General features: G+C 70.9%; 15 protein-coding genes. 13 read left to right on the plus strand and 2 right to left on the minus strand.

Features of this window, described 5'->3' with window-relative positions:
- Positions 1 to 147: 147 nt before the first annotated feature.
- The 8 genes from ruvC (at position 148) to ACZ49B_RS36995 (ending at position 9,327) form a co-directional block, all read left to right on the plus strand.
- Positions 148 to 678: a crossover junction endodeoxyribonuclease RuvC gene (gene ruvC, locus ACZ49B_RS36960; protein ID WP_468315094.1), complete on the plus strand. Its 531-nt coding sequence runs from the start codon at positions 148 to 150 to the stop codon at positions 676 to 678.
- Complete coding sequence (gene ruvA, locus ACZ49B_RS36965; RefSeq protein WP_468315097.1) at positions 675 to 1,295, plus strand: Holliday junction branch migration protein RuvA; 621 nt, start codon at positions 675 to 677, stop codon at positions 1,293 to 1,295. The genes ruvC and ruvA overlap by 4 nt, the downstream gene beginning before the upstream one ends.
- A 96-nt stretch (positions 1,296 to 1,391) precedes the next feature.
- Positions 1,392 to 2,453 carry a Holliday junction branch migration DNA helicase RuvB gene (gene ruvB, locus ACZ49B_RS36970; protein WP_030294538.1) on the plus strand — a complete coding sequence of 354 codons (1,062 nt, stop codon included), beginning with the start codon at positions 1,392 to 1,394 and terminating at the stop codon, positions 2,451 to 2,453.
- Positions 2,454 to 2,617: 164 nt separating this feature from the next.
- Complete coding sequence (gene yajC / locus ACZ49B_RS36975) at positions 2,618 to 3,118, plus strand: preprotein translocase subunit YajC (RefSeq protein WP_468315100.1); 501 nt, start codon at positions 2,618 to 2,620, stop codon at positions 3,116 to 3,118.
- 155 nt (positions 3,119 to 3,273) lie between these two features.
- Complete coding sequence (gene secD, locus ACZ49B_RS36980) at positions 3,274 to 5,058, plus strand: protein translocase subunit SecD (protein WP_468315102.1); 1,785 nt, start codon at positions 3,274 to 3,276, stop codon at positions 5,056 to 5,058.
- Between the two features lie 3 nt (positions 5,059 to 5,061).
- Positions 5,062 to 6,120 (plus strand): protein translocase subunit SecF, encoded by a 1,059-nt coding sequence (gene secF, locus ACZ49B_RS36985; RefSeq protein WP_468315105.1) that lies wholly within the window; start codon positions 5,062 to 5,064, stop codon positions 6,118 to 6,120.
- Positions 6,117 to 6,668 carry an adenine phosphoribosyltransferase gene (locus ACZ49B_RS36990; protein WP_468315107.1) on the plus strand — a complete coding sequence of 184 codons (552 nt, stop codon included), beginning with the start codon at positions 6,117 to 6,119 and terminating at the stop codon, positions 6,666 to 6,668. Before secF ends, ACZ49B_RS36990 begins: the two co-directional genes overlap by 4 nt.
- 235 nt (positions 6,669 to 6,903) lie before the next feature.
- Positions 6,904 to 9,327 carry a RelA/SpoT family protein gene (locus tag ACZ49B_RS36995; RefSeq protein ID WP_468315109.1) on the plus strand — a complete coding sequence of 808 codons (2,424 nt, stop codon included), beginning with the start codon at positions 6,904 to 6,906 and terminating at the stop codon, positions 9,325 to 9,327.
- An 89-nt stretch (positions 9,328 to 9,416) separates the two neighbouring features.
- Here ACZ49B_RS36995 and ACZ49B_RS37000 read toward each other — a convergent pair whose 3' ends face one another.
- Positions 9,417 to 10,646 carry a DUF349 domain-containing protein gene (locus ACZ49B_RS37000; RefSeq protein ID WP_383512079.1) on the minus strand — a complete coding sequence of 410 codons (1,230 nt, stop codon included), beginning with the start codon at positions 10,644 to 10,646 and terminating at the stop codon, positions 9,417 to 9,419.
- Between the two features lie 190 nt (positions 10,647 to 10,836).
- Positions 10,837 to 11,619, minus strand: coding sequence for a peptidylprolyl isomerase (locus ACZ49B_RS37005; RefSeq protein WP_468315112.1), 783 nt, complete (start codon positions 11,617 to 11,619; stop codon positions 10,837 to 10,839).
- 163 nt (positions 11,620 to 11,782) lie between these two features.
- On the opposite strand from ACZ49B_RS37005, the gene ACZ49B_RS37010 reads away from it, so the two are divergent.
- The 5 genes from ACZ49B_RS37010 (at position 11,783) to ACZ49B_RS37030 (ending at position 17,705) form a co-directional block, all read left to right on the plus strand.
- A complete protein-coding gene (locus ACZ49B_RS37010; RefSeq protein ID WP_468315114.1) occupies positions 11,783 to 12,493 on the plus strand; it encodes an MBL fold metallo-hydrolase in 711 nt (236 codons plus the stop codon).
- Positions 12,494 to 12,503: 10 nt separating this feature from the next.
- Entirely contained in the window at positions 12,504 to 13,763 is a 1,260-nt protein-coding gene (gene hisS, locus ACZ49B_RS37015; protein WP_468315116.1) for a histidine--tRNA ligase, read from the plus strand.
- A 349-nt stretch (positions 13,764 to 14,112) separates the two neighbouring features.
- On the plus strand, positions 14,113 to 14,727 hold the full coding sequence (locus tag ACZ49B_RS37020; RefSeq protein ID WP_030294558.1) for a vitamin K epoxide reductase family protein: 615 nt from the start codon (positions 14,113 to 14,115) through the stop codon (positions 14,725 to 14,727).
- Between the two features lie 41 nt (positions 14,728 to 14,768).
- Complete coding sequence (locus ACZ49B_RS37025; RefSeq protein WP_468315119.1) at positions 14,769 to 16,121, plus strand: replication-associated recombination protein A; 1,353 nt, start codon at positions 14,769 to 14,771, stop codon at positions 16,119 to 16,121.
- A 129-nt stretch (positions 16,122 to 16,250) separates the two neighbouring features.
- Entirely contained in the window at positions 16,251 to 17,705 is a 1,455-nt protein-coding gene (locus tag ACZ49B_RS37030; RefSeq protein ID WP_468315122.1) for an RNB domain-containing ribonuclease, read from the plus strand.
- Positions 17,706 to 17,796 lie beyond the last annotated feature (91 nt).

The raw sequence follows: 17,796 nt of genomic DNA on the forward strand, positions 1-17,796 counted from the left end.
TCCACCCACTCACCTCCCCCACCCCCCCCCCCCCCCTCCCCCCGCCCCCCCCCCCCCCCCCCCCCCCCCCCCCCCCCCCCCCCCCCCCGCTTTGTCAGTGCCACCGGTTAGCCTGCACGCACTGGCTGTCGAAGGAGGGTGGGGGGCGTGCGCGTACTCGGCGTGGACCCGGGGCTGACCCGGTGCGGTGTCGGCGTGGTCGAGGGCGTCGCCGGCCGCCCGCTGACGATGCTCGCGGTGGGGGTCGTACGGACGCCCGCGGACGCGGAGTTGGGACACCGGCTCGTCGCGATCGAGGCGGGCATCGAGCAGTGGCTCGACGAGCACCGGCCCGAAGTCGTCGCCGTGGAGCGGGTGTTCAGCCAGCACAACGTCAGCACGGTGATGGGGACCGCCCAGGCGAGCGCCGTCGCCATGCTCTGCGCCGCGCGCCGCGGGATACCGGTCGCCCTGCACACCCCGAGCGAGGTCAAGGCCGCCGTCACCGGCTCCGGCCGGGCCGACAAGGCGCAGGTCGGGGCGATGGTGACCCGGCTGCTGCGGCTCTCCGCCCCGCCCAAGCCGGCCGACGCCGCGGACGCCCTCGCACTCGCCATCTGCCACATCTGGCGGGCCCCCGCCCAGAACCGCCTCCAGCAGGCGGTCGCCCTGCACGCCTCGAAAGGCCGCCCCTCATGATCGCCTTCGTCAGCGGCCCGGTCGCCGCACTCGCCCCCACCCTGGCCGTGATCGAGGTCGGGGGAGTGGGCATGGCCGTGCAGTGCACGCCGAACACCATCGCCGGCCTGCGGATGGGGGAGACGGCGCGGCTGGCCACGTCGCTGGTCGTGCGGGAGGACTCGCTGACGCTGTACGGCTTCGCCGACGACGACGAGCGTCAGGTCTTCGAACTGCTGCAGACGGCGAGCGGGGTGGGGCCGAGGCTCGCGCAGGCGATGCTGGGGGTACACAGCCCGGACGCCCTTCGGCTGGCCGTCGGGACGGGGGACGAGAAGGCCCTGACGGCCGTCCCCGGGATCGGCAAGAAGGGCGCGCAGAAGCTGCTGCTGGAGCTGAAGGACAAGCTGGGCGCGCCGCTGGTGGGCGCGCAGCGCGCCCCCGTGAGTTCCGGGCCGGCTCCCTGGACCGAGCAGCTCGCCGCGGCCCTGATCGGTCTGGGTTACGCCTCCCGGGAGGCGGAGGAGGCGGTCTCGGCGGTGACCCCGCAGGCGGAGGCGGCCATCGCCGCCGGTGGCTCCGCCCCCGTTCCCCAGCTCCTGCGAGCGGCCCTCCAGACCTTGAACCGAGCCCGCTGAGCAGGCTGCCGGGGCCCGTGGCCGCCGCGACCACCCCCGCAGGGCACCGGCGGCCCGGCAGGACCACCGTACGAACCGAGAAGGCAGACTGACAGCGTGAACTGGGATGACGAGAGCGACGACCGGATCGTGGCGGCGGCAGCAGACGGCGAGGACACCGCCGTCGAGGCGGCCCTGCGGCCCAAGGACCTCGGCGAGTTCGTCGGCCAGGAGAAGGTCCGCCAGCAGCTCGACCTGGTGCTGAAGGCGGCTCGCCAGCGCGGCGCCACCGCCGATCACGTACTGCTCTCCGGCGCCCCGGGACTGGGCAAGACCACCCTCTCCATGATCATCGCTGCCGAGATGGGCGCGCCCATCCGGATCACCTCCGGCCCCGCCATCCAGCACGCCGGCGACCTCGCCGCGATCCTGTCCTCCCTCCAGGAGGGCGAGGTCCTCTTCCTCGACGAGATCCACCGCATGTCCCGGCCCGCCGAGGAGATGCTGTACATGGCCATGGAGGACTTCCGCGTCGACGTCATCGTCGGCAAGGGGCCCGGGGCCACCGCGATCCCCCTCGAGCTGCCGCCCTTCACCCTCGTCGGGGCGACGACCCGCGCCGGCCTGCTCCCGCCCCCCCTGCGCGACCGCTTCGGCTTCACCGGGCACATGGAGTTCTACGCCCCCGAGGAGCTGGAACGCGTCATTCACCGCTCCGCCCGCCTCCTCGACGTGGAGATCGACACCGCCGGCGCCGCCGAGATCGCCGGCCGCTCCCGCGGCACCCCGCGCATCGCCAACCGCCTGCTGCGCCGGGTCCGGGACTACGCGCAGGTCAGGGCCGACGGGGTGATCACCCGCGAGGTGGCCGGCACCGCCCTGCAGGTGTACGAGGTGGACGCCCGCGGGCTCGACCGGCTGGACCGGGCCGTGCTCGAAGCCCTGCTCAAGCTGTTCGGCGGCGGTCCCGTCGGGCTGTCCACCCTCGCCGTCGCCGTCGGCGAGGAGCGCGAGACCGTGGAGGAGGTCGCCGAGCCGTTCCTGGTGCGGGAGGGGCTGCTCGCCCGTACGCCCAGGGGCCGGGTCGCGACCCCTGCCGCATGGGCTCACCTGGGACTCGTCCCGCCGCAGCACGGCGGGAGTGGATCAAGCGGACAACAGGGCTTGTTCGGGGCCTGACGGCGCGGAGGTTCGCCCCCTCAGGAACTGCGGTGCCATGCTGGGCGTTGTTCCATCGGTGCGGACTCGCCTAGACTCCGCCGATGCCGACCCTTCAGGTCGGTATGCCCACCCCCGTAGAAAAAGGCCGTCTCCCGTGCGGTCGTGCGAAGGATCTCCGTCCCGTGAATCTCGTGACACTCCTCCCGTTCATCGTGCTCATCGGGGCGATGTTCCTGATGACCCGCTCCGCGAAGAAGAAGCAGCAGGCGGCCGCGCAGATGCGCGACCACATGGCGCCGGGCGCCGGCGTCCGCACCATCGGCGGCATGTACGCCACGGTGAAGGAGGTCGGCGAGGACACCGTCACCCTCGAGGTGGCCCCCGGTGTTCACGCGATCTACGCGAAGAACGCCATCGGCGCCGTCCTGGAGGACGCGGAGTACAACCGCATCGTCCACGGTGCCGGTGATGATCTGACGATCGACACGCCGGTCGTCCCGGACGACGCCTCCTCGCTGACTCTGGACAAGGACGCGGACAAGGACGCGGACAAGCCCGAGGACGAGGCCCCGAAGCTCGACCTGGGCAAGAAGGACGAGCCCGAGGCGGACGAGCCCAAGGCCGACGAGCCGAAGGACGAGCCCAAGGACGGCAAGGCCGACGGCGAGGCCGGCACGAAGTAGCGCGCGGCCGGGGACCGTGAAGGCGCCTGACCGGCGGCCTGCGCGGTCCCCGTCAGTCACACTTCTGCGGGGGGCAGGGGTCCCCACCACACATTTTTCGTGGCCGTCCGCGCGCTGACCCGGCGCGGGGCGGTTGGACAGGGAGATACGACAAGGTGGCAGCACCGAAGAAGGGCCGGCGGCCCACGGGGGCTCAGGGGAGGCCGGGGCGCGCCCTGGCCATCATCCTGATCGCGATGGTGGCGCTCACCGCGGGGATGTTCCTCACGAAGCAGACGACCCCCCGGCTCGGCATCGACCTCGCGGGCGGTACGAGCATCACGCTCAAGGCCAAGAGCGAGCCCGGCAAGCCGGACGCGATCAACCAGACCAACATGGAGACGGCGGTCGGCATCATCGAGCGCCGTGTCAACGGTCTCGGCGTGTCGGAGTCCGAGGTCCAGACGCAGGGCCGCGACCACATCATCGTGAACATCCCCAAGGGGACGAACGAGAAGCAGGCCCGCGAGCAGGTCGGTACCACCGCCCAGCTGTACTTCCGCCCGGTCCTGGCCTTCGCCGACGGTGCCCCGGCAGCCCCCGAGGCCACGCCGAGTCCCTCCGCGAGCACCTCCGGTGCCCCGAAGGCCGAGAGCAGCGGCAAGCCCGGTGCCCCGGCCACCCCGTCGTCCAGCGCCACTTCCCAGGGCCGTGCGCTCAGCGAGGCCCTCAAGGCCCCGGGCGCCACCGCCACTCCCTCGCCCTCGGCGAGCGAGTCGAAGAAGGCAGACGACAACAAGGCTCCGTCCCCGACCCCGACCCCGTCGGGCATCGAGGCGGCCGCCGCCGACCTGCAGGCGAGGTTCGCCGCGCTGGACTGCACCAACGAGGCGCAGCGCGCCGCCGCCGGCAAGGGCGCCAAGCCCGAGGACGCGACGCTGGCCTGTGGCAAGCGCGGCGACACCTGGGGCAAGTGGATCCTCGGCCCCGCCGGCGTCGCCGGTACGGACGTCAAGGAAGCCAAGGGCGTCATCGACCCGCAGCGCGGCCAGTGGATCGTCACGATGCAGTTCACCGACAAGGGCGCCGACAAGTTCGCCAAGATCACCGGTGAGCTGGCCACCAAGCAGATGCCGCAGAACCAGTTCGCGATCGTGCTCGACGGCGAGGTCGTCTCCGACCCGTCCGTGAGCCAGGCGCTGACCGGCGGCAACGCCGAGATCTCCGGCGGCTTCAACCAGCAGTCCGCGCAGGACCTGGGCAACATGCTCTCGTACGGCGCCCTGCCGCTCTCCTTCAGCGAGGACAGCGTCACCACCGTCACCGCCGCGCTCGGCGGCGACCAGCTGAAGGCCGGCCTGATCGCCGGTGCCATCGGCCTCATCCTCGTGGTGATCTACCTGCTGGTGTACTACCGGGGCCTGGCCTTCATCGCCATCGTCAGCCTCCTGGTGTCCGCGATCCTCACGTACTCGATCATGGCGCTGCTCGGAAAGGGCATCGGCTTCGCGCTGAACCTGCCCGCCGTCTGCGGTGCGATCGTCGCGATCGGCATCACGGCGGACTCGTTCATCGTGTACTTCGAGCGCATCCGCGACGAGATCCGCGAGGGCCGCACCCTGCGCCCGGCCGTGGAGCGGGCCTGGCCGCGCGCCCGGCGCACCATCCTGGTGTCCGACTTCGTGTCGTTCCTGGCCGCCGCGGTGCTGTTCATCGTCACCGTCGGCAAGGTGCAGGGCTTCGCCTTCACCCTCGGGCTGACCACCCTGCTCGACGTGGTCGTGGTGTTCCTCTTCACCAAGCCGATCATGACGCTGATGGCCCGTACGAAGTTCTTCTCCAGCGGTCACCCCTGGTCCGGACTGGACCCGAAGCGGCTCGGCGCCAAGCCGCCGCTGCGCCGGTCCCGCCGTACCGGCACCGGCTCCGTCACCGCTCCCGTCGACGCAAAGGAGGCGTGAGAGATGTCGAAGCTGGGAGATCTCGGCGCCAAGCTGTACCGCGGTGAGGTCGGCTACGACTTCGTCGGCAAGCGCTTCATCTGGTACGGCGTTTCCATCCTGATCACCATCACGGCGATCGTGGCCCTTGCCGTTCAGGGCCTGAACATGGGCATCGAGTTCAAGGGCGGTGCCGTCTTCACCACCCCGAAGACGGCCGTCTCCGTCGCCACGGCGACCGAGGTCGCGGAGAAGGCCTCGGGCCACGACGCGATCGTCCAGGAGCTCGGTACGGGCGGCATGCGCATCCAGATCTCGGGTCTGGACACGAACGACGCGGCGGGCGTCAAGAAGCAGCTCGCCACCGACCTCAAGGTCACCGAGGCCGACATCAACGCGGACCTGGTCGGCCCCAGCTGGGGCGACCAGATCGCGAACAAGGCCTGGACCGGCCTCGCCGTCTTCATGGTCCTCGTGGTGATCTACCTCGCCATCGCCTTCGAGTGGCGCATGGCGGTCGCCGCGCTGATCGCCCTGATCCACGACCTCACCATCACCGTCGGCGTGTACGCGCTGGTCGGCTTCGAGGTCACGCCGGGCACCGTGATCGGTCTGCTGACCATCCTCGGTTACTCCCTCTACGACACCGTCGTCGTCTTCGACGGTCTGAAGGAGGGCTCGAAGGACATCACCAAGCAGACCCGCTACACGTTCAGCGAGATCGCCAACCGCAGCATCAACGGCACCCTGGTCCGCTCGATCAACACCACGGTCGTGGCGCTGCTCCCGGTCGGGGCGCTGCTCTTCATCGGCGGCGGCTTCCTGGGCGCCGGCATGCTGAACGACATCTCGCTGTCGCTGTTCGTCGGCCTCGCGGCCGGTGCGTACTCCTCGATCTTCATCGCGACCCCGCTGGTCGTGGACCTCAAGGAGCGCGAGCCGGCGATGAAGGCCCTGAAGAAGCGGGTGCTCGCCAAGCGGGCGGCCGCGGCGGCGAAGGGCGAGTCCGCGGACGACGAGGGCCAGGACGCGGGCGACGCCCCGCAGGTCGTGGCCCAGGGCCGGCCGGGACGGCGCCGGTGAGCGCGCTGTCCCCCGAGGCGCGCGAGCTGCTGCTCAGCCGGATCAAGGACGTCGCGGACTACCCGAAGCCGGGCGTGATGTTCAAGGACATCACCCCGCTGCTGGCGGACCCGAAGGCCTTCGCGGCCCTGACGGACGCGCTGGTGGAGCTGGCCGGGCAGTACGGCGCGACGAAGATCGTCGGGCTGGAGGCGCGCGGGTTCATCCTCGCGGCGCCGGTGGCGGTCCAGGCGGGCATCGGCTTCGTGCCGGTGCGCAAGGCCGGGAAGCTGCCGGGCGCGACGCTCGCGCAGTCGTACGAGCTGGAGTACGGCACGGCGGAGATCGAGGTCCACGCCGAGGACCTGGCGGCCGGCGACCGGGTCATGGTCATCGACGACGTGTTGGCCACCGGCGGTACCGCCGAAGCCTCGCTGACGCTGATCCGGCGGGCCGGGGCGGAGGTCGCCGGTGTGGCGGTCCTGATGGAGCTGTCGTTCCTGCCGGGCCGGGCCAAGCTGGGCGCTGCTCTGGGCGGTGCCCCGCTGGACGCCCTGATCGTCGTCTGATCCCTTTCGCTGCCGAGCGGCGGGTATCCGGGTCCACCCCGGGTGCCCGCCGCTTTTGCGTGCGGCGCCGCGGCTGCCGGGGGCCGGCCCCCGCACCCCGAGGCGCGGGGTGCGGGGGCGGAGCCCCGGCGGTCGACCTGCACTGACGGGAGGCTCGGCGAACGGGGGGCCGGAACCATCGCTACCATGGGTTGTCCGGACCGGACACGGGCACCGGATCCGCTGAGGAGCGCTCTTGCCAGACGAGGTCCAGCCACTCTCCGCCGCGCAGCCCGACCCGCAGGCCGAGCAGGCCGCGGCGAACCCCGCCACGCCCCCGCCGGCCCCGCCCGTGAAGCCCGCGCCGGCGAAGTCGGCCGGGTCCTCCAACCGCGTGCGCGCCCGGCTCGCCCGCCTCGGCGTCCAGCGTTCCAACCCGTACAACCCGGTCCTGGAACCGCTGCTCCGCATAGTCCGCAGCAACGACCCGAAGATCGAGACGGCCACGCTGCGCCAGATCGAGCAGGCGTACCAGGTCGCCGAGCGCTGGCACCGCGGTCAGAAGCGCAAGAGCGGCGACCCGTACATCACGCACCCGCTCGCGGTGACGACCATCCTCGCCGAGCTGGGCATGGATCCGGCCACCCTGATGGCCGGCCTGCTGCACGACACCGTCGAGGACACCGAGTACGGGCTGGAGGACCTGCGCCGCGACTTCGGCGACGCCGTGGCCCTGCTCGTCGACGGCGTCACCAAGCTCGACCGGGTCAAGTTCGGCGAGGCCGCCCAGGCCGAGACCGTCCGCAAGATGGTCGTCGCCATGGCCAAGGACCCGCGCGTGCTGGTCATCAAGCTCGCCGACCGCCTGCACAACATGCGCACCATGCGCTACCTCAAGCGGGAGAAGCAGGAGAAGAAGGCCCGCGAGACCCTCGAGATCTACGCCCCGCTGGCACACCGGCTGGGCATGAACACGATCAAGTGGGAGCTCGAGGACCTCGCCTTCGCGATCCTCTACCCCAAGATGTACGACGAGATCGTCCGCCTCGTCGCCGAGCGGGCGCCCAAGCGCGACGAGTACCTCACCGTCGTCACCGACGAGGTGCAGACCGACCTGCGGGCCGCCCGCATCAAGGCCACCGTCACCGGCCGGCCCAAGCACTACTACAGCGTCTACCAGAAGATGATCGTCCGCGGCCGCGACTTCGCGGAGATCTACGACCTGGTCGGCATCCGCGTCCTCGTCGACACCGTACGGGACTGCTACGCCGCCCTCGGCACCGTCCACGCGCGATGGAACCCGGTCCCCGGCCGGTTCAAGGACTACATCGCGATGCCCAAGTTCAACATGTACCAGTCGCTCCACACGACGGTCATCGGTCCCAGCGGCAAGCCCGTCGAGCTCCAGATCCGCACGTTCGACATGCACCGCCGCGCCGAGTACGGCATCGCCGCGCACTGGAAGTACAAGCAGCAGACCGTCGCCGGCACCTCCAAGGTCCGCACCGACGTCCCGCAGGCCGCCAAGGGCAGCGCCGGGCAGGACACCGTCAACGACATGGCCTGGCTGCGCCAGCTGCTGGACTGGCAGAAGGAGACCGAGGACCCGGGCGAGTTCCTCGACTCCCTGCGCTTCGACCTCTCCCGCAACGAGGTCTTCGTCTTCACGCCGAAGGGCGACGTCATCGCGCTGCCCGCCGGCGCCACCCCCGTGGACTTCGCGTACGCCGTCCACACCGAGGTCGGCCACCGGACCATAGGCGCCCGCGTCAACGGCCGCCTCGTCCCGCTCGAGTCGACCCTCGACAACGGCGACCTCGTCGAGGTCTTCACCTCCAAGGCCGAGGGCGCGGGCCCGTCCCGCGACTGGCTCGGCTTCGTCAAGTCCCCGCGGGCCCGCAACAAGATCCGCGGCTGGTTCTCCAAGGAGCGCCGCGACGAGGCCATCGAGCACGGCAAGGACGCCATCGCGCGGGCCATGCGCAAGCAGAACCTGCCGATCCAGCGGATCCTCACCGGCGACTCGCTCGTCACCCTCGCGCACGAGATGCGCTACCCCGACATCTCCTCCCTGTACGCGGCGATCGGCGAGGGCCACGTGGCCGCGCAGGGCGTCGTACAGAAGCTGGTGCAGGCCCTCGGCGGCGAGGAGGCCGCGAACGAGGACATCGAGGAGAGCGTCCCGCCGTCCCGCGCCCGCGGGAAGCGGCGCGGCAACGCCGACCCCGGCGTGGTCGTCAAGGGAGTCGACGACGTCTGGGTCAAGCTGGCCCGCTGCTGCACCCCGGTGCCCGGCGACCCGATCATCGGGTTCGTCACCCGTGGCAGCGGCGTATCGGTTCACCGCGCCGACTGCGTCAACGTGGACTCCCTCTCCCAGCAGCCCGAGCGGATGCTGGAAGTCGAATGGGCGCCGACCCAGTCCTCGGTCTTCCTGGTCGCCATCCAGGTCGAGGCGCTGGACCGGTCCCGGCTGCTGTCGGACGTCACCCGGGTCCTGTCGGACCAGCACGTGAACATCCTCTCCGCGGCCGTCCAGACCTCCCGCGACCGGGTGGCCACCTCCCGGTTCACCTTCGAGATGGGCGACCCGAAGCACCTGGGACACGTCCTGAAGGCCGTACGGGGCGTGGAGGGCGTCTACGACGTCTACCGCGTCACCTCGGCCCGCAGGCCGTAGCCGAAGCGCGCGGGAGCACGCGGAGCACGGAGCGCACGTACGAGGGCCCCGGTGCGGAATTCCGCACCGGGGCCCTCGTACAGCCGTGACTAGCCGCCGAACTCCTCCAGGCCCTTCAGCGCCTGGTCCAGCAGGGCCTGGCGGCCCTCGAGCTCGCGGGCCAGCTTGTCGGCCTTCGCGTTGTTGCCCGCGGCACGGGCCGCGTCGATCTGCTCACGCAGCTTGTCGACCGCCGCCTGCAGCTGACCCGTCAGACCGGCCGCACGGGCCCGCGCCTCCGGGTTCGTACGACGCCACTCGCCCTCCTCGGCCTCCTGGATCGCACGCTCCACCGCATGCATCCGGCCCTCGACCTTCGGGCGGGCGTCGCGCGGCACGTGGCCGATGCCCTCCCAACGCTCGTTGAGGGAGCGGAACGCGGCCCGGGCCGCCTTCAGGTCCGTGATCGGGACGAGCTTCTCGGCCTCGTCGGCCAGCTCCTCCTTCAGCTTCAGGTTCTCCACCTGCTCGGCGTCGCGCTCCGCGAAGACCTCGCCGCGCGCCGCGAAGAACACGTCCTGCGCACCGCGGAAGCGGTTCCACAGGTCGTCCTCGGCCTCGCGCTGCGCCCGGCCCGCTGCCTTCCAGTCCGCCATCAGCTCGCGGTAGCGGGCGGCCGTGGGACCCCAGTCGGTCGACTTCGACAGCGACTCGGCCTCCGCGACCAGCTTCTCCTTGACCTTGCGGGCGTCCTCGCGCTGCGCGTCGAGCGAGGCGAAGTGCGCCTTGCGGCGCTTGGAGAAGGCGGAGCGGGCGTGCGAGAAGCGGTGCCACAGCTCGTCGTCCGACTTGCGGTCGAGGCGCGGCAGACCCTTCCAGGTGTCCACCAGGGCACGCAGCCGCTCGCCCGCACTGCGCCACTGGTCGCTCTGCGCCAGCTGCTCGGCCTCGGCCACCAGCGCGTCCTTGGCCGCACGGGCCTCGTCCGTCTGCTTGGCCTTCTGGACCTTGCGCTCCTCGCGCCGCGAGTCCACGGTCGCGACCAGCTTGTCCAGCCGGACGCGCAGGGCGTCGAGGTCGCCCACGGCGTGGTGCTCCTCCACCTGCGTGCGCAGGTGGTCGATGGCCGTCTGCGCGTCCTTGGCGGACAGATCGGTGGTCCGCACCCGCCGTTCGAGGAGGCCGATCTCGACCACCAGGCCCTCGTACTTGCGCTCGAAGTAGGCCAGGGCCTCCTCAGGGGTGCCCGCCTGCCAAGAGCCGACGACCTTCTCGCCCTCGGCAGTACGCACGTACACGGTGCCCGTCTCGTCGACGCGGCCCCACGGGTCGCTGCTCACAGCGCCTCCTCCACCTGATGCCTGCGAGGGGTTCACCCCCTGGGCATCGTCCACAGTTTCCTGGGGCGGGCAGCGCCCGCCCTGCACAACGCCAACATAGGCGACCGCCGGGCCGGCTGTCCGCATCCCGCACGACGGAATATCGCCGTAGGGGCCGGACAGCAGCCGGTCCCGAGGCCGCCGGAACCCGTCAGTTCTGGGTGACGGCGCCCTTCTCGACGGTCACCGGGGTCTTGGGGGCCCCGTCCTGGCCGCCGTCCGCGGTACCGGCCTTGGCCACCGCTTCGAGCGCCTTCAGGCCCGCCGCGTCGATCTTGCCGAACGGCGTGTACGACGGCGGCAGCGGGCTGTCCTTGTAGACCAGGAAGAACTGGCTGCCGCCGCTGTGCGGCTGGCCGGTGTTGGCCATCGCCACCGTGCCCGCCGGGTAGGTCACCTGGCCCTGCTCGTTCGGCTTGCCCAGGGAGTCGAGGTTCTCGTCCGCGATGGTGTAGCCGGGGCCGCCCATGCCCGTGCCCTCCGGGTCGCCGCACTGGAGTACGTAGATCCCGGACGTGGTCAGGCGGTGGCACTTGGTGTTGTCGAAGAAGCCCTTGTCCGCGAGCGACTTGAACGAGTTGACGGTCTCCGGCGTCTTCGCCGCGTCCATCTCGAACTTGATCTCGCCCGCGCTGGTCTTCAGGTCGAACGTGTACTTGGCGTTCTTGTCGATCGCCATCGCCGGCGAGGGCGACTGCTTCGGCGAGGGCGAGGCCGACGGGTTCGCCGCAGGATCCGCCGCCTGGTCCTTCTTGTCCTTGTCGAAGACGCCGCCCAGGACGAGGCCGACCAGCGTCGCGACCACCACGGCCACCGCCGCGCCGATCACGGCCGCACGCTGGCGCGACTTCCGCCGGGCCTCGGCCCGGCGCTTCTGCTGGCGCTCGTACTTCTCCCTGGCGAGCTGTCGCCGCCGCTGATCGCTCGTGACCACCGGGTCGTCTCCTTGTACGTGTATGGCACCGCTGTCCGGGCTCGGTTAGGCCGTACCGTATATGGGTTCGCTGTGTAACGAGCGGCGCCGGTAGGCTCTGAGCAGCAGCATTCCAATCTCGGCCGCTGCTGAAGCTCCCGCCGGACGACGATTGAGGACGAACGTGCTGATTGCCGGATTCCCCGCCGGGGCCTGGGGGACCAACTGTTACGTGGTCGCCCCCGCCGCCGGTGAGGAGTGCGTCATCATCGACCCGGGCCACCAGGCCACTCAGGGTGTCGAGGAGACGCTGAAGAAGCATCGGCTCAGGCCCGTCGCGGTCGTCCTCACCCACGGCCACATCGACCATGTGGCCTCGGTGGTCCCGGTGTGCGGAGCGCACGACGTACCGGCCTGGATCCACCCCGAGGACCGCTACATGATGAGCGACCCGGAGAAGGCGCTGGGGCGTTCCATCGGAGCGCAGCTGATGGGCGAGCTCACCGTGGGAGAACCCTCCGACGTGAAGGAACTGACGGACGGTGCGAAGCTCGCCCTCGCGGGCATGGAGCTCACCGTGTCGCACGCGCCCGGGCATACCAGGGGGTCGGTGACCTTCGGGACGCCCGAGGCGGGGGACGTCCCGCCGCTGCTGTTCTCGGGCGACCTGCTGTTCGCCGGCTCCATCGGACGTACCGACCTGCCCGGCGGCTCCCACGCCGAGATGCTCGAGTCGCTGGCCCGCGTGTGCCTGCCGCTCGACGACTCGACCGTGGTGCTGCCCGGTCACAACGAGCACACGACCATGGGCCGTGAGCGCGCCACCAACCCGTACCTGCGGCAGGTGGCCGCCGGCCTGGGAGACGGCTTCACGTCTCCACGACGAGGAATGTGACGAGAGTTTCGTGAGCACCTTCAAGGCCCCCAAGGGCACGTACGACCTGATCCCGCCGTACTCGGCGAAGTACCTGGCCGTCCGCGACGCCATTTCCGGCCCCCTGCGGCTGTCCGGCTACGGGTACGTCGAGACGCCGGGCTTCGAGGACGTCGACCTCTTCGCGCGCGGTGTCGGCGAGTCCACCGACATCGTGACCAAGGAGATGTACACCCTCACGACGAAGGGCGGGGCCAACCTCGCGCTGCGTCCCGAGGGCACCGCGTCCGTGCTGCGCGCGGCGCTGGAGGCGAACCTGCACAAGGCCGGCGGCCTTCCGGTGAAGCTCTGGTACTCGGGCTCGTACTACCGCTACGAGCGCCCGCAGAAGGGCCGCTACCGCCACTTCTCGCAGGTCGGCGCGGAGGCGATCGGCGCCGAGGACCCGGCGCTGGACGCCGAGCTGATCATCCTGGCCGACCAGGCGTACCGCGCGCTGGGGCTGCGGAACTTCCGGATCCTGCTGAACTCGCTGGGCGACAAGGAGTGCCGCCCGGTGTACCGGGAGGCGCTCCAGGGCTTCCTGCGGGGGCTGGACCTGGACGCGGAGACCGTGCGCCGGGCCGAGATCAACCCGCTGCGCGTCCTCGACGACAAGCGGGCCGAGGTGCAGAAGCAGCTGGTCGGCGCGCCGATGCTGCGCGACTACCTGTGCGACGCGTGCAAGGCGTACCACGAGGAGGTCCGGGCGCTGATCACGGCGGCGGGCGTGTCCTTCGAGGACGACGAGAAGCTGGTGCGGGGCCTGGACTACTACACCCGCACCACCTTCGAGTTCGTGCACGACGGTCTGGGCTCGCAGTCGGCGGTGGGCGGCGGCGGCCGCTACGACGGCCTGTCCGAGATGATCGGCGGGCCGGCGCTGCCGTCGGTGGGCTGGGCGCTGGGCGTGGACCGTACGGTGCTGGCGCTCGAGGCGGAGGGTGTCGAGCTGGACATCCCGCCGACGACGTCGGTGTTCGCGGTGGCGCTGGGCGAGGCGAAGCCGGTGCTGTTCGGTCTGGTGACGGAGCTGCGCAAGGCCGGTGTCGCGGCGGACATCTCGTACGGGGGCAAGGGCCTCAAGGGTGCGATGAAGGACGCGAACCGGTCGGGGGCGCGGTTCGCGGTGGTCGCGGGTGACCGTGACCTCGCGGAGGGCGTGGTCCAGCTGAAGGACATGGAGTCCGGGGAACAGTCCCCGGTCGCCGTGGCGGACGTGGTCGAGGTCCTCCGGACCCGGCTGGCCTGACCGCTGCCGCTGCCGCTCTTCGGGCGGGGCCGGGGCTGTTCCGCTGCGCGGAGCTTCTCCCCGCCCCGCCCCTTCCCCATTTCCCGCACCGGTGCGGCGCCGTAGGAGGCCGAAGACCTCGCCCTGCCGGATCGTCAGATCGAGTCCGTCCACTGCGGTGACTTCGCCGTACTGCTTGCGAAGCCCCCGTACTTCCACCGCGTTCCGTGTCATGTCCCACATGGTGTGGCGGAACCCGCTCCACCGGTCCCCCCGTGCGTACGTCCTTATGTCCACCGAACGGTGGACACCGGCTCAGTACGGCACAATGGCCGGTGCTTGTTGACCTTGCAGATGTGGAGCGGGCGGTATGACGACACGAGGTACGGACGCAGACCCCGCCCCGCGGACGGTCGGCGCCAGCCGGGCACTCGCCCTGCTGCTGGTGATCACGGGCGCCGCGGGACTGCTCGCGGCCTGGGTGATCACGATCGACAAGTTCAAGCTGCTCGAGGACCCGAACTTCACGCCGGGCTGCAGCCTGAACCCGATCGTCTCCTGCGGCAACATCATGAAGAGCGACCAGGCGTCCGCCTTCGGCTTCCCGAACCCGATGCTCGGGCTGGTCGCGTACGGGATCGTGGTCTGCGTCGGCATGAGCGTGCTGGCAGGGGCCCGGTTCCGCCCCTGGTACTGGCTGACCTTCAACGCGGGCATGCTGTTCGGCGTCGTGTTCTGCGCCTGGCTGACGTACCAGTCGCTGTACAACATCAACTCGCTGTGCCTGTGGTGCTCGCTGGCTTGGGTCGCCACGATCTTCATGTTCTGGTACGTGACCGCGCACAACGTGCGGGAGGGCCTGCTGCCCGCGCCGGGCTGGCTGCGCTCCTTTCTCGACGAGTTCACCTGGGTGCTGCCGGTCCTGCACGTCGGGATCATCGGCATGCTGATCCTGACCCGCTGGTGGGACTTCTGGACCTCATGAGCCCGGGGCCCGCTGTCGGTGGGCTCGCATAGGCTTCCTGTGTGGAACCAGACCTGTTCACCGCCGCTGCCGAAGACCGCCGGGAGAAGGATCCGGCGAGCTCCCCGCTCGCCGTCCGGATGCGCCCGCGCACCCTGGACGAGGTCGTCGGCCAGCAGCACCTGCTGAAGCCCGGATCACCACTGCGGCGGCTGGTCGGGGACGGGGCGGGCGGTCCGGCCGGCGCGTCGTCGGTGATCCTGTGGGGCCCGCCGGGCATCGGCAAGACCACCCTCGCGTACGTGGTGAGCCAGGCGACGCAGAAGCGGTTCGTGGAGCTGTCGGCGATCACCGCGGGCGTGAAAGAGGTACGTGCCGTCATCGAGGGCGCCAAGCGGGCGGCCGGCGGGTACGGCAAGGACACGGTCCTCTTCCTCGACGAGATCCACCGCTTCAGCAAGGCCCAGCAGGACTCGCTGCTCCCGGCCGTGGAGAACCGCTGGGTGACGCTGATCGCCGCGACCACGGAGAACCCGTACTTCTCGATCATCTCCCCGCTGCTGTCGCGGTCGCTGCTGCTCACGCTGGAGCCGCTGACGGACGAGGACCTGAGCGCGCTGATGCGGCGGGCGCTGACGGAGGAGCGGGGGCTGGGCGGGGCCGTGACCCTGCCGGCGGACGCGGAGGCGCACCTGCTGCGGATCGCCGGCGGCGATGCCAGGCGGGCGCTGACGGCGCTGGAGGCCGGTGCCGGTTCGGCGATCGCCAAGGGGGAGCCCGAGATCAGCCTTCAGACGGTGGAGGAGGCGGTCGACCGGGCGGCCGTGAAGTACGACCGGGACGGGGACCAGCACTACGACGTGGCGAGCGCGCTGATCAAGTCGATCCGCGGCTCGGACGTGGACGCGGCGCTGCACTATCTGGCGCGGATGATCGAGGCGGGGGAGGACCCGCGGTTCATCGCGCGCCGCCTGATGATCTCGGCGAGCGAGGACATCGGGCTGGCGGACCCGACGGCCCTGCCGCTCGCGGTGGCCGCGGCGCAGGCGGTGGCGATGATCGGCTTCCCCGAGGCCGCGCTGACCCTCTCCCACGCGACGATCGCGCTGGCGTTGGCGCCGAAGTCGAACACCGCGACGACCGCGATCGGCGCGGCACTGGCGGATGTCCGCGCGGGGCTGGCGGGCCCGGTGCCGACGCATCTGCGGGACGGGCACTACAAGGGCGCGGCCAAGCTGGGCCACGCGGTGGGGTACGTGTACCCGCACGACGTGCCGGGCGCGATCGCTGCTCAGCAGTACGCGCCTGATGCCGTGCACGAGAAGCAGTACTACGAGCCGACGCGGTACGGCGCGGAGGCGCGGTACGCGGACGTGGTGGAAAGGGTCCGCGAACGCCTCCGCGGCGGCTCCTGAGTCCGCCCGCCCCCGAGGTGTGTGGTCCGGGGATGTGCCCTCCGCGCGCGGCCGCCGTCGCCCCGGTCCCCTCCTCCGCCCGGCCCCGCTCGCCGCGCCGGTTCGTGACCGCCGCCCTACGCTCGGGGCATGCGACGCCGCCCGATGCACATGTCTGCCGAGGCCCAGGACGCTCTGCGCACCGCGCTGGAGGAACTCCGCGCGGAGCTGAAGGTCCCCCTGAGCTTCCCCAAGCGCGTACTCAAAGCGGCCGACAAGGCCGCGCGTGAGGCGCGCATGCCCGACAAGGACGCCACAAACCTGCCGTTCTTCACGATCGATCCGCCGACCTCGAGGGACCTCGACCAGGCCATGCACCTGGAACGGCGGCCCGGTGGCGGCTACCGGGTGCACTACGCCATCGCGGACGTGGCGACCTTCGTCAGGGCGGGCAGCCCTGTGGACGTCGAGGCGCACGACAGGGTCGAGACGCTGTACTTCCCCGACCTCAAGGTGCCCCTGCATCCGCCCGTCCTCTCCGAGGGTGGGGCCAGCCTGCTGCCGAACGAGGACCGCCCCGCCCTGTTGTGGCAGCACGACCTCGACGCCCACGGCAATCTGACCGACTCGTCCGTGAGCCGGGCCCTGATCCGCAGTCAGGCCCGGTTCGACTACACCGGCGCCCAGCAGGCCATCGAGAACGGCACGGCGCCGGAGTCCCTCGCCCTGCTGCGCGAGATCGGCGAACTGCGGGAGGCCGTCGAAATCGCGCGCGGCGGCATCTCGGTGAATCTGCCGGACCAGGAGGTCACCCTCAAGGACGGATCGTTCCAGCTGCGCTATGTGGCGACGCTGCCGGTCGAGGGCTGGAACGAGCAGATCTCCCTCATGACAGGGATGTCCGCGGCCCAGATCATGCTCGACACGGGTACCGGCATCCTGCGGACCCAGAAGGAGCAGGCCGATCAGAACGTGATCAAGCGCTTGCACGACCTCGCGAAGGCCCTGGGCATCGCCTGGCGGCCCGGCATCTCGTACGCCACGCTGGTCCGGGGGCTCGATCCCCAGAACCAGCAGCACATGGCCTTCCTCACCGAGGCCACGAGCACGATGCTCAAGGCGGAGTACACCGTCTTCCGCGACAACCAGAAGCCGGCGTACACGATGCACGCGGCGATCGCGGCCCCGTACGCCCATTGCACGGCTCCGCTGCGGCGCCTGGTCGACCGGTACACCGGTGAGCTGTGCGTGGCGGCGTGCGCGGACAAGGCCCCGCCGAACTGGGTGCTCGACGCCCTGTCCTGCATCCCGTGCGACGCGGCTCGGGGGAAGGGCGGCCTGGCGGACCGGCAGACCGTGGACCTGGCCGAGGCCGCGGTGCTCAAGGACCGCGTGGGCGAGGTGTTCGACGCCGCGGTCATCGACACCGACGCAGAGCGGGGCAGGCCGCGCGAGGGCAAGGTGTTCCTGGCCGACCCGGCCGTGCTGGCCAAGGTCGTCTCGACCAACGGCCTTGATCTCCAGCTCGGATCCAGCGTCAGGGCCAGGCTCAAGCAGGCGAACCCCGCCGCGGACGAGGACAAGGTCCTCTTCACCGTGCCCTAGGGGGTGTCGTCTAAGTAGCGTCGTCCGCCCGTGAGGGCGGGGCCGGTGGGGTCTGGTGCGTGTGATCGCAAGGCGGAGGAGGGAGGCGACG

The organism is Streptomyces sp. NPDC031132, assembly GCF_055570595.1.

Bases quoted from the DNA above. Each gene is read 5' to 3' on its own strand.
- ruvA (WP_468315097.1), top strand. From the start codon at position 675: ATGATCGCCTTCGTCAGCGGCCCGGTCGCCGCACTCGCCCCCACCCTG.
- secF (WP_468315105.1), top strand. From the start codon at position 5,062: ATGTCGAAGCTGGGAGATCTCGGCGCCAAGCTGTACCGCGGTGAGGTC.
- ACZ49B_RS37020 (WP_030294558.1), top strand. From the start codon at position 14,113: ATGACGACACGAGGTACGGACGCAGACCCCGCCCCGCGGACGGTCGGC.
- ACZ49B_RS37030 (WP_468315122.1), top strand. From the start codon at position 16,251: ATGCGACGCCGCCCGATGCACATGTCTGCCGAGGCCCAGGACGCTCTG.